This window comes from Escherichia sp. E2661, assembly GCF_004745185.1.
Lineage (GTDB): Bacteria > Pseudomonadota > Gammaproteobacteria > Enterobacterales > Enterobacteriaceae > Escherichia.
In genome coordinates this window covers 14,120-25,960 of the sequence record NZ_PDIG01000034.1, presented here as the reverse complement: position 1 = coordinate 25,960, position 11,841 = coordinate 14,120, and the positions used below count along the sequence as shown (strand labels likewise).

Annotated in this window: 13 protein-coding genes; 2 read left to right on the top strand and 11 right to left on the bottom strand. The window is 54.0% G+C overall.

Going from position 1 to position 11,841, the window contains the following annotated elements:
* Positions 1–19 precede the first annotated feature (19 nt).
* Genes ccmB through napF form a run of 9 tightly spaced genes read right to left on the bottom strand, consistent with a single transcriptional unit; the run spans position 20 to position 7,157 of the window.
* Positions 20–682, bottom strand: a complete 663-nt coding sequence (gene ccmB, locus CRI63_RS16685) for a heme exporter protein CcmB (RefSeq protein WP_000971724.1) — start codon at positions 680–682, stop codon at positions 20–22.
* On the bottom strand, positions 679–1,302 hold the full coding sequence (gene ccmA / locus CRI63_RS16680) for a cytochrome c biogenesis heme-transporting ATPase CcmA (protein ID WP_214678548.1): 624 nt from the start codon (positions 1,300–1,302) through the stop codon (positions 679–681). Before ccmA ends, ccmB begins: the two co-directional genes overlap by 4 nt.
* 14 nt (positions 1,303–1,316) lie before the next feature.
* The gene (napC, locus tag CRI63_RS16675) at positions 1,317–1,919 is read right to left on the bottom strand and encodes a cytochrome c-type protein NapC (protein WP_130207128.1); all 603 of its coding nucleotides are present in this window, start codon (positions 1,917–1,919) and stop codon (positions 1,317–1,319) included.
* Positions 1,920–1,928: 9 nt separating this feature from the next.
* Positions 1,929–2,378 carry a nitrate reductase cytochrome c-type subunit gene (gene napB, locus CRI63_RS16670; RefSeq protein ID WP_000835174.1) on the bottom strand — a complete coding sequence of 150 codons (450 nt, stop codon included), beginning with the start codon at positions 2,376–2,378 and terminating at the stop codon, positions 1,929–1,931.
* Positions 2,375–3,238: a quinol dehydrogenase ferredoxin subunit NapH gene (gene napH, locus CRI63_RS16665; RefSeq protein ID WP_135520161.1), complete on the bottom strand. Its 864-nt coding sequence runs from the start codon at positions 3,236–3,238 to the stop codon at positions 2,375–2,377. Before napH ends, napB begins: the two co-directional genes overlap by 4 nt.
* A complete protein-coding gene (napG, locus tag CRI63_RS16660) occupies positions 3,225–3,920 on the bottom strand; it encodes a ferredoxin-type protein NapG (protein WP_000091300.1) in 696 nt (231 codons plus the stop codon). The genes napH and napG overlap by 14 nt, the downstream gene beginning before the upstream one ends.
* Before the next feature lie 6 nt (positions 3,921–3,926).
* On the bottom strand, positions 3,927–6,413 hold the full coding sequence (napA, locus tag CRI63_RS16655; RefSeq protein ID WP_000778067.1) for a periplasmic nitrate reductase subunit alpha: 2,487 nt from the start codon (positions 6,411–6,413) through the stop codon (positions 3,927–3,929).
* On the bottom strand, positions 6,410–6,673 hold the full coding sequence (gene napD, locus CRI63_RS16650; RefSeq protein ID WP_135520159.1) for a chaperone NapD: 264 nt from the start codon (positions 6,671–6,673) through the stop codon (positions 6,410–6,412). The genes napA and napD overlap by 4 nt, the downstream gene beginning before the upstream one ends.
* A complete protein-coding gene (napF, locus tag CRI63_RS16645; protein ID WP_000686723.1) occupies positions 6,663–7,157 on the bottom strand; it encodes a ferredoxin-type protein NapF in 495 nt (164 codons plus the stop codon). The genes napD and napF overlap by 11 nt, the downstream gene beginning before the upstream one ends.
* A gap of 108 nt (positions 7,158–7,265) precedes the next feature.
* Here napF and CRI63_RS24755 point away from each other — a divergent pair, with 108 nt between their 5' ends.
* Positions 7,266–7,430, top strand: coding sequence for a hypothetical protein (locus CRI63_RS24755; RefSeq protein ID WP_276319961.1), 165 nt, complete (start codon positions 7,266–7,268; stop codon positions 7,428–7,430).
* Between the two features lie 132 nt (positions 7,431–7,562).
* Positions 7,563–8,051: a serine protease inhibitor ecotin gene (gene eco / locus CRI63_RS16640; RefSeq protein WP_130207134.1), complete on the top strand. Its 489-nt coding sequence runs from the start codon at positions 7,563–7,565 to the stop codon at positions 8,049–8,051.
* 264 nt (positions 8,052–8,315) lie between these two features.
* Here the strand turns inward: eco and mqo are convergent, their stop codons facing one another.
* Positions 8,316–9,962, bottom strand: a complete 1,647-nt coding sequence (gene mqo / locus CRI63_RS16635) for a malate dehydrogenase (quinone) (protein ID WP_135520157.1) — start codon at positions 9,960–9,962, stop codon at positions 8,316–8,318.
* A gap of 217 nt (positions 9,963–10,179) precedes the next feature.
* Complete coding sequence (gene yojI, locus CRI63_RS16630) at positions 10,180–11,823, bottom strand: microcin J25 efflux ABC transporter YojI (protein ID WP_135520155.1); 1,644 nt, start codon at positions 11,821–11,823, stop codon at positions 10,180–10,182.
* Positions 11,824–11,841: the final 18 nt, after the last annotated feature.

The following is an 11,841-nucleotide window of genomic DNA, read 5'->3' as shown; positions in this document are numbered from 1 at the left end:
AAAAATCAGTAATCCAGCGTTATTGAATGCTGATTCGTAACGCTGCCGCCGTCGCAAAAGGACTTAATGTCGCGGTGCCAGCCAGCAACGCGCCTAAAATTGCCAGATACCCGTCCACGGGCAAATGCATCGAAGCCGCGTCCATCGCAGCAGTGGCAAAGATGAGTAAGGGGATGGTGAGTGGTAACACGAGAATACTGAGTAGCACTCCACCGCGCTTAAGTCCGACCGTCAGCGCCACGCCTGGCGCACCAAGAAAGCCAAGCGTGGGGGTTCCCAACAACAGCGTAAGCGCCATCACTTGCCAACCGTACACGTCCATTCCCAGTAGCAATGCCACCAGTGGTGAGAGAATGAGCAGGGGCAAACCTGTCACCATCCAGTGCGCCATCACCTTCGCCAGCACAACGGCGGGCAAGGGTAATGGCAACAACATCAGTTGTTCAAGACTGCCGTCCTGCAAATCGTCACGAAACAGTCGCTCCAGCGCCAGCAAAGAGGAAAGCAGCGCCGCCACCCAGATAATGCCCGGTGCAATCCTCGCCAGCAATTGCGGCTCCGGACCGATACTAAGTGGAAAAAGGGTAATAACAATCAGGAAGAACCACAGCGGGTTAGCGATTTCGGCGCTATGGCGAAACGCCACGCGCAGCTCAAGACGGAAAATGCGCCAGAACATCATGCGCCCCTTGTATGCGTCAGAGAAATGCGGCGGATTTTACTTTCAGCAACGTTGAGCGGCTGGTGGGTGGTCAGAATCACAATTCCCCCCTGCTCCGTATGCTGCGCCATGCGCTGGGTCAGACGATCGACGCCGTTGACGTCAATCGCGGTAAAAGGTTCGTCGAGGATCCACAACGTAGCGCGGGTCAGCCATAATCGCGCCAGCGCGACGCGGCGTTGTTGCCCGGCAGAGAGCTGGTTTACGGGAATATCTTCGAATCCGGCAAGCCCGGCCTGCGCCAGGGCGTCCAGACATTGTGCGGTATCACCATCGCGATGATAAAAGTGCAGATTTTCTAACGCCGTCAGCCGGGTTTTAATCCCCGGCTGATGGCCTATCCATAACAGGTTTTGATGGTAGCTGTCGCGTACCTGATGCAAGGGCTGCCCTTGCCAGAGAACCTCACCGGCGTCAGGGCGAGACAACCCAGTCAGCAGACGAAGAAGCGTTGTCTTCCCCGCACCGTTGCTGCCGGTGATTTGTACCCACTCTCCTGCGTTCAGCGTAAATGACAAACCACTAAACAAGGTTCGTTCATCCCGCTCGCAGAGCAATTCTCTGGCTTCAAGCATCCCCACGCAATGACATCCTGTTAAAAACCTGGTTCGACTTCACGCATATCGGGTAGCTTGTGCGCGATCCCTTTATGGCAGTCAATACAGGTTTGCCCATCTTTCACCGCTTGATCGTGCATCTTCGCGGCAACACCTTTCTGGGCGGTTAAATCCATAAACTCGAAGTTGTGACAGTTACGGCACTCCTGCGAATTGTTGTCCTTCATTCGCCGCCACTCATTCTGTGCCATAGTCAGGCGATGAGCTTCGAATTTCTGCGGCGTGTCAATAACGCCCAGAATTTTACCATACAGCTCTTTACTTGCTTTGAGCTTGCGTATCATTTTCGGCACAAACTCGTGCGGAACGTGACAATCCGGACAAGTCGCACGAACGCCGCTACGGTTGTTGTAATGCACGGAATCCATGTATTCCTGATACACCGTGTTGCGCATTTCGTGGCAGCTAATGCAAAACTCTTCAGTGTTAGCTTTTTCCATCCCGGTGTTAAAGCCGCCCCAGAAGACGATGCCGCCAACAAAGCCGATCAACAGCAGCGTCCCCAGCGCCAGACGGCTGGGGGTACGCCACCATTTCCACAGGCGCTTAATCAGACCAGGCTTACGGTCAGAATTTCCCATAATAACCTCTTATTTCCCGTAACCTTTTGATGGGGTAAAGGTATTCCCCACGATTGGCGCGGTATCGGCCTGCGGTACGTGACATTGCAGACAGAAATAACGACGCGGAGCCACTTCTGCGCCCACTTTGCCGTCGCTGTCCATAAAGTGAGTAGGACTGATGCGCGGTGCGCCAGTGGTGCGATAGCTTTCAACACCGTGGCACTGTAAGCAGCGGTTGGTATTGGTCGTTACCTGATAACCTTCAACGCTATGCGGGATCATTGGCGGCTGATTCACATAGTTCAGCGGCATCCGATCCTGCTCTTTTGGCATCCGAATGGCCCCTTCCTGCGTCCCGGATACTTCCGGCGACTGGCTAAAATCGACGCCATTTGCCGCCCAAACCGCGCCGCTCACCACCAGGGCCAGCATCGCCGTCCATTGACACAGCGCTTTCTTCAGGTCATGGCTTTTCATGATTTCGCTCCCGAACTCCATCGTGTAGTTATTGTAAATACATCCTCAGAACAGACATCCACGCAGCGACCGCATGTCATGCAATCGCGGCTGGTGACCTGCACCGGGCTTTGTTCATCCAGCACCGGGGCACGTAGCACATGCGGTTCCGGGCAAACATGAAAACAATCCATACAGCGGTTACATTTCTGTCGATCGGTGGCCGCAACGGTGACAACACCTTTGCTACCCAACACGCCATACAGCGCGCCGACCGGACAAATATGGCCGCACCAGCCGTGTTCAACGACCAGTAGATCAAATAAAAACAGCGCGAGAATAAGCAGCGCGCCGCTGCCGAATCCCATTACCAGGCTACGCCCCATCAGAGATACGGGGTTGATCCATTCCCAGATGAGCGAGCCAGTTAAGGCGGATCCCACCAGAATGACCACCAACAGCACGTAGCGAATGTGGCGAGGGATCGTCGCAGACTGATTGAGATCAAATCGTCTGCGTAACCAGTTTGCTAAATCGGTAATCGGGTTCAGCGGGCAGACCCAGCTGCAAAATAATCGCTTTCCTGCCAGGGCGTAGAGCACGGTGATAATCACCGCACCGATCAGCGCCACCGTGGCAGGCAGATGACCGCTGGCAAGGCTTTGCAGCGTCATCAGCGGATCGGTCAGCGGAACGGTGTCGAATAACAGGCTACTGCTGTAGTTGCCATGTAAGATCCACACACCAAACCACGGGCCGCTCAAAAACATCCCCAGCACGAAGAACTGACAAAGGCGACGTAACACCAGCCAACGGTGACTGCGCCACCAGCCTTTTTTCTCCAGCGCCTCGCGCCCGGCGTCACGTTTACGATTTGCCATTGTTCCCCTCCAGCCAGCCGAAGCGGTAATGGTGACCTAACTCCCCTTTCGCCAGTGACAGCGGTAACACCTTGATTGCCGGTTGTTCCAGCACACACACCTTTTCGCACTTACCGCAGCCAGTACAGGCGTCGCTGTGAACCGTCGGCAGAAAACGGGCGTGCTTACCGGTACGCGTGTTGCGCTCCAGCTCCAGGGTGATTGCCTCATCAATTTTCGGGCATTCGCGATAACAAACATCACAGCGCAGCCCCTGAAAGTTGAGACAGTTTTCCTGGTCCACCAACACCGCCAGCCCCATCCGCGCGTCGTCGATCGATTCGATCTCACGATCCAGCGCGCCGCTGGGGCATACTTTGGCACACGGGACGTCCTCACACATTTCGCAAGGAATATCCCGTGCGACAAAATATGGCGTGCCCGCCGACAGACCAGAGGCCAGCGTCGCCAGTTTTAAGGTGTCGTAAGGGCAAGCCTGAACACACTGACCGCAACGCACACAGGCACTGGCAAAGGCGTTCTCGTTTATGGCTCCGGGCGGGCGCAACCGCACGCCAGATGCGCGTGCGGTTTGCTGTTGTAACCCCAGCGCCACACCCACGGCAGCCAGACCGCCTGCTGTGCGAACAACATCGCGCAGAAAGCGGCGGCGACCATTTTGAGGTTTCGCTGACCGGGACATAATGGCTTACACCTTCTCCAGTTTGACCGCGCACTTCTTGAAGTCCGTCTCTTTCGAGAGCGGATCGGTCGCGTCCAGCGTCAGTTTGTTAACCAGCTGTGCGGCGTCGAAGAACGGCATGTACACCAGGCCCTGCGGCGGACGGTTACGACCGCGCGTTTCGACAATCGAGATCACTTCGCCACGGCGAGAAACCACTTTCACTTTGTCGCCACGACGCAGATCGCGCGCTTTCGCATCCAGCGGGTGAATAAACAGGACCGCTTCCGGGAAGGCGCGGTGCAGTTCCGGTACACGGCGAGTCATACTGCCGGTGTGCCAGTGCTCCAGAACGCGTCCGGTAGAGAGCCACAGGTCGTACTCTTCATCCGGTGCTTCCGCCGCCGGTTCGAACGGCAGCGCGAAGATCACCGCTTTGCCATCCGGTTTACCGTAGAACTTATAGCCTTCGCCCGCTTTCACGTACGGGTCGTTACCTTCGCTGTAACGCCACTGCGTTTCTTTACCGTTCACCACCGGCCAGCGCAGACCGCGCGCTTTGTGGTAGTCATCGAACGGCGCGAGATCGTGACCGTGACCGCGACCAAACCATGCGTACTCTTCGAACAGCCCTTTTTGCAGATAGAAGCCCAGCTCGCGGGATTCATCGTTCAGCTGATCTTCCGCCAGTTCGGATACCGGAAATTTGCTCACTTCGGGGGTGGCATACAGAACTTCGTACAGCGTTTTGCCACGCAGTTCCGGTTTCTTCGCCAGCAGCTCTTCCGGCCATACTTCTTCAGTTTTGAAGCGGCGGGAGAACTGGACTAACTGCCAGAGATCCGATTTCGCTTCACCCGGTGCCTGCACCTGCTGACGCCAGAACTGAGTACGGCGTTCGGCGTTACCGTAAGCGCCCTCTTTCTCTACCCACATTGCGGTCGGCAGGATCAAGTCGGCGGCCAGCGCACTGACTGTCGGATACGGATCGGAGACGATGATAAAGTTGCGCGGATCGCGCCAGCCCGGCATACGCTCCTCATTAATATTCGGCCCGGCCTGCATGTTGTTGGTACACATGGTCCAGTAAACATTCAGCTTGCCGTCTTTCAGCGCACGGTCTTGTGCCACCGCGTGCAGACCGATTTTCGCCGGAATGGTGCCGCTCGGGATATTCCACTTCTTCTCGCAGATATCACGATGTTTCTCGTTAGTCACCACCATGTCCGCAGGCAGACGGTGAGCAAAGGTGCCCACTTCACGCGCAGTACCACACGCGGAAGGCTGCCCGGTCAGGGAGAACGGACCGCAACCCGGCTGGGAAATTTTGCCGGTCAGCAAGTGCAGGTTGTAGACCAGGTTGTTGGCCCACACGCCACGAGTATGCTGGTTGAAGCCCATCGTCCAGTAGGAGATGACTTTCTTGTTCGGATCGGCATACAGCTGCGCCAGTTGTTCTAACTGGTCTTTCGGCACGCCGGTCATTTCGGCGGTTTTTTCCAGCGTATATTCGGCAACGAAGGCTTTGTAATCTTCGAAGCTCATCGGTTCGGAGGCGTCAGAACCCGGATTCTTCGCTGCTTTTTCCAGCGGATGGGTCGGACGTAAACCGTAGCCGATGTCCGTCGCCCCTTTGCGCAGGTTAACGTGCTTGCTGAAGAAGTCCTGATTTATCGCATTGTTTTGAATGATATAGTTGGCGATGTAGTTCAGGATCACCAGGTCAGATTGCGGCGTAAAGATGATGCCGTTATCCGCCAGCTCGAAGCTACGATGCTGGTAGGTAGAAAGCACCGCCACGGTGACGTTCTGGTTAGAGAGACGACGGTTAGTGATGCGCGACCAAAGAATCGGGTGCATCTCCGCCATGTTCGCGCCCCACAGCACAAACGCGTCAGCCTGTTCGATATCGTCATAGCAGCCCATCGGCTCATCCATACCAAAGGTACGCATAAAGCCAACCACCGCCGACGCCATACAGTGACGCGCGTTCGGGTCGATGTTGTTCGAGCGGAAGCCCGCTTTAAACAGCTTGGACGCAGCATAACCTTCCCAGATAGTCCACTGACCAGAACCGAACATACCGATCGATTCCGGCCCTTTTTCTTTCAGGGCGGTTTTGAATTTCTCTTCCATCACATCGAAGGCCTGATCCCAGGTGATTGGGGTAAATTCGCCTTCTTTGTCATATTTACCGTTTTTCATACGCAGAAGCGGCTGCGTCAAACGGTCTTTACCGTACATGATTTTGGGCAGGAAATAGCCCTTAATGCAGTTCAGACCACGGTTAACCGGTGCATCCGGGTCGCCCTGACAGGCCACCACACGCCCCTGCTGCGTTCCGACCAGAACGCCGCAACCGGTACCGCAGAAACGGCACGGCGCTTTATCCCATTTGATGGCTTCCTGCTGACCAACAACGGCGCGGGCAACGCCCGGCACGCTGAGACCGGCAGCCGCCGCAGCGGCCGCAACGGCGTTAGCTTTCATAAAGCTACGACGACTGAGTTTCATGGTGTTTCCTCACCTTGCTCTTCCTGCTGGTGATAAACCAGCGACACCGCCAGCACGCCCTCTACGTTGCGTACTGACTCAATGGTTTGGATCAGCGTTTCGCTGTCTTCTGCTTCCACCACCACAATCAACTGACCGCTTGGCGCGTCGCTGACAGCGACTTCACAGCCGGGAAAGGCGCTCAGTTGGGTGCTGATGTCTGAAATTCGTTCGCTTTTGGCCTGAACGACCAGGCTGCAAACTTGCCAGTTAGTGTGCATGGAGATACTCCGCAGTTATGGCTGATACCGGACAGCTGGCTGCACATGCTCCACATCCGTTGCAAAGTTGGCTATTAAGTTGCGGCTGGTAGATCCCGGAGAGCGTCGGGCGAAAGATAATTGCCATTGGCTCACAGCTATCCTGACAGCGGCGGCATTCAACTGACTGATACGCCAGGCACGCGTCCCCAATGGTGAACTGCAAATCCCAGGCCCTGGTGTGGCGCGGAGAAAATAGCGATTCGGGGCAAGCCTGCGCGCAGGCGTAACAGAAGCTGCACTCGTTATTTTTGAAATTAACGCTCGGATAGCCACCCGCGCCGCGTTGCAGAATGTTGTTTTCACAAGCATTAATACAGGCATCGCAGCGGGTGCAATGGGTCAGAAAATGAGATTCATCACCGGACCAGGGCGGACGGATACCGTTACTGGCTTTGCGCCAGCGACCAGTGAGTATGCCCCGACGGGATGCATCAATCTTCACATTGACCTTCCATCATTAACGCGCTCTGAAAATTGAGAGCGACCAAAGAAACCGCGTAATTAATAAGCCATTTTTATAGGCGCTAAGATATTAAAGGATGTGTCAAAGATGCATACCCCGATCGGGGTAAAACCTGTAGCAGGATCAAAAGAGTGGCGGGAAGGCTGGCAAAAATGGGCTTTTATTCACATTTCAAACGGTTATAAACAATTTTACATAGCGATAAATTCACCAAAGATATTTATCCAGCCTTCGCCATCCATCAGCATATAACTCCAAAAGAGAAGGTAAAGTTGTCTGAATATTCTATGCATTATTCATAAAGCAAATTAATAAATCTGATGAATATGTTAACCTTCAGCGACATCATCGGTGAAAACCTATAAATGAAGAAGGAAAGCAAAAATGAAGACTATTCTACCTGCAGTATTGTTTGCCGCTTTCGCCACAACTTCAGCCTGGGCGGCAGAAAGCGTCCAGCCACTGGAAAAAATCGCCCCTTATCCGCAAGCTGAAAAAGGGATGAAGCGTCAGGTGATTCAGTTAACTCCGCAAGAAGATGAATCTACCCTGAAAGTAGAACTGTTAATCGGTCAGACGCTGGAAGTTGACTGCAATTTGCATCGTCTCGGCGGAAAACTGGAAAGCAAAACGCTGGAAGGCTGGGGCTATGATTATTATGTCTTTGATAAAGTTAGCTCCCCGGTTTCCACGATGATGGCCTGCCCGGATGGCAAAAAAGAGAAGAAATTTGTCACCGCGTATCTGGGCGATACCGGAATGCTGCGTTACAACAGCAAGCTGCCGATCGTGGTGTATACGCCAGACAATGTAGATGTGAAGTACCGCATCTGGAAGGCGGAAGAGAAGATTGACAACGCGGTAGTTCGCTAAACACAGCGTACCGCCCATCGGTCGGATAAGGCGGTTACACCGCATCCGACATCTAACGCCCGAGTCGGTTGCCTGATGCGACGCTGACGCGTCTTATCAGGCCTACGCCGCTACGCCGTTGTGAAGTGCAGCACCTCGTAGGTCGGATAAGGTGGTCACGCCGCATCCGACATTTGACGCCCAAGCCGGGTGCCTGATGCGACGCTGGCGCGTCTTATCAGGCCTACACCACATCCGGCATACCATGCCGGATGTGGCACATCATTACAACGCAATATCCGCCACTTCTTTTTGAACGGGTTGCGGTTTCAACTGCGGTTTCGGCGTACTGTCTGCCGCCTGCGGCTTGTCGTATTTCAGCCCCAGCACTTCGCTGGTGTACTGCAACTCACGTTCCGTTGCTGCCACATCACCATTCAGCTTACGTCCATAAGACGGAACGATCGCTTTCAGCGTGGCCTGCCATTGCGGGCTGGAAACGCGATCGCCAAATACTTTTTCCAGCAGGTTCAACATAATCGGTGCGGCGGTTGACGCCCCCGGCGATGCCCCCAGCAGCGCGGCAATGGTTCCTTGCTGGTCACTGACCACTTCTGTTCCCAGACGCAGTACGCCACCTTTCTCGGCATCACGCTTGATAATCTGTACGCGCTGCCCCGCTTGCCACAAACGCCAGTCCTCTTTTTTCGCCTGTGGATAGTATTCTTTCAACGCTGCAAAACGATCCTCTTCACTCAACATCACCTGACTCACCAGATATTTCACCAGATCGAAATTATCCAGCCCAACGTGCATCATCGGCATCACGTTTGACGTTGTGGTGGAACTCATCAGATCCCACAGCGAACCGTTTTTGAGGAATTTGGTTGAGAAAGTAGCAAATGGCCCGAAAAGCACCACGCGTTTACCATCCAGAACTCGGGTGTCAATATGCGGAACAGACATCGGCGGTGCACCCACGGAGGCTTTACCGTAGACCTTCGCCAGATGACGGTTAACCACGTCAGGGTTTTCCGAGACGAGAAACTGCCCCCCCACCGGGAAACCAGCGTACTCTTTCGCTTCCGGGATACCGGATTCTTGCAAAAGCTTCAGCGCCGCACCGCCCGCGCCGATAAAAACAAATTTCGCGCGGATGTTCTGTACAGTGCCATTTTTCAGATCGGCAATGGTGACGGTCCAGGTGTTGTCGTCATTACGTTTGAGGCCGCGGACTTCGCTACTGAGTTGCAGCGAGAAGTTAGATTTTTTCTGCAAGGAAGCAATTAATTGGCGAGTGATTTCACCATAGTTTACATCGGTGCCGATTTCTGTACGTGTCGCTGCCACTTTCTGCTGCGGATCGCGTCCTTCCATCACGAGTGGCGCCCACTCTTTGATTTGCGCGTGATCTTCGGAGTAACGCATACCGCGGAACAACGAACTTTGTTGCAAGGCCGCGTAACGGGCGCGCAGGAAGTTGACGTTATCTTCGCCCCAGACAAAGCTCATATGCGGAACGGTATTGATAAATGAACGCGGAGTACGCAGCACACCGCGCTCGACCTGGTGCGCCCAGAACTGGCGGGAAATCTGGAATGCTTCGTTAATGGCGACTGCTTTTTCGATACTGATGCTACCATCGGCGTTTTGCGGGGTGTAGTTCAGTTCCATCAACGCAGAATGCCCGGTTCCGGCGTTGTTCCAGCCGTTCGAACTCTCCTGCGCGACACCCTCCAGGCGCTCCACCATGGTCATCGACCATTCAGGCTCCAGCTCCCGTAAATAGGTCCCCAACGTGGCGCTCATAATGCCGCCGCCAATCAACAGTACATCAGTTTCCTGCTCCTCGGACGCTTTCGCTTTTGCCGCCATCGAAACGGCATTAAGCCCCACGGCCATCGAGAAGAGCATGGCAGTCACTTTTTTCATCTTGTTAATGCCTTACTTTTAGTCGCTTTATTGCAGGTGAGATTTGCGCGGCATCAACGGTAACACTTAAGTAACAACATTTAAATAATGTTTATAAATTATCTTCTAATTTTAGAAACATTATAATTTCGTTGATTAATTATAGGGTTATTAGAAACGAAGGGATTTTTAGAATATTGACCTGGCGGCAGCGGTCCGCCAGGTCAGCGTCGAAATATTATGCCGTCCGGGCAACGGCATCACGAGAAGCAGCATCGCGCTCTGCGCCCGTCAGCTCGCTAAGTTGTCCGTTGCGCATTTCCAGCAGGCGGTCGGCGTGGATAAAGTAATGGTCATCATGACTGATGGCGAAAATATGTTTCCCCATCTCCTGCATCAGCGGCAGCAGCACCTGATAAAACTCACGGCGGAAATGTGGATCCTGATCCGCCGCCCATTCATCCAGCAGAATAATATCGCGTTCTTCTGCCAGAGCCAGCAACAGCGCCAAGCGCTTTTTCTGCCCTTTCGATAACTTCAGGTTAACAATACGCCCGTTACTTAACTCAAGCTTATGACCCATTTTCAGCTGCGCCAGCCACTTCTCAACCAGTTGCGGATTAGCAGGTTTACCTTCCGGCCCCAGCAGTTGATCAAACAGCCAGACATCGGTAAACACCGCCGAAAACAGTTTGCGATAATCTTCCGGTTTTTCACCGCTGACAGGTTTGCCATCCAGCAAGATTTCGCCATTTTGCGGCTGATACAACCCCGTCAGCAACATCGCCAGCGTCGATTTGCCGCTACCATTGCCACCAATCAGAAACAGCAGTTCGCCACGTTTAATGGTGAGGTTAATCGGCCCAACGGAAAACGCGTTATCCTGATAGCTAAACGTAACATTACGCAGCTCAAGCGTTTGCCAGTTGGGAAACGCCTGCGGACGCGGAAACTCCGCTTTGAAAGGTGCGAGCGCGAATTTGTTCAGCTTGTTAAACGCCACCTGCGCCGTCAGCAGCGTCGGCAATGCGCCAACCGCCGAAAGCAGCGGCGTACGCAGGAATAACAGCGTCAACGAATAGGTCGCGGCAACGTTGGTATCAGCCCAACCGAGGCTGTTTGCCATCCAGAACACCAGGCCGATTGCGCCCAGCATCATGATGTTTGACCAGTTCACGGCACTAAGATGGAAGGTGTCTGCGCGGATAATATGATGGCGATACTCTTGCGCATCAGGAATGTAGAGGTTGTTAAACACATACTCGGCGCGCTCGCGATTCAGCGTCAGCTCTTTGCGCCCTTCCAGCACGGTTTGAAAATCCGTGTACAGCTTGTCTTCGGTTTCACGCAGGGTCGCCATATGTTTGTACACCCGCGCCACCAGTACAAAACCGCCCCAGATGGTGACTGCCATCCAGATAGCCGTTACCAGCAACATTTTGCCCGACAGCATCCAGAGATACGCCGCTGAACCGATAGTGAGAATGATCCCCTGCACCAGTTCCGGCAGACGCACAAACGCAATGGTGATATTGCGCACATCGCTGGTTAACCCCGCCAGCAACGAGGCGCTACCAAGTTGTTCAATGCGCTCGACGTGGGTATCCAGTATCCGCTTGATAAATTCGCTACGCAGTCGGTAAACGAAGTGATGGCCCAGCGTAGTAAGTGCCAGTTGCGATCCCAGTGTTACCGCCATTAACAGCAGCAATAAACCCAGAAACTCCGGCAACACCAGCAGACTGGTATCCGCCGTTTCGATAAGGCGCTGATTGATAAAAGCAATTAAGCCAATGCCTAATGCCGCACTGGCGAGGCTTAGCGCCATCACACTGATAAATGGCCAGCGATACTGCCGCCAGACAAGTACAAGAAGTTCCATGCAGAAAACCCGGACAAT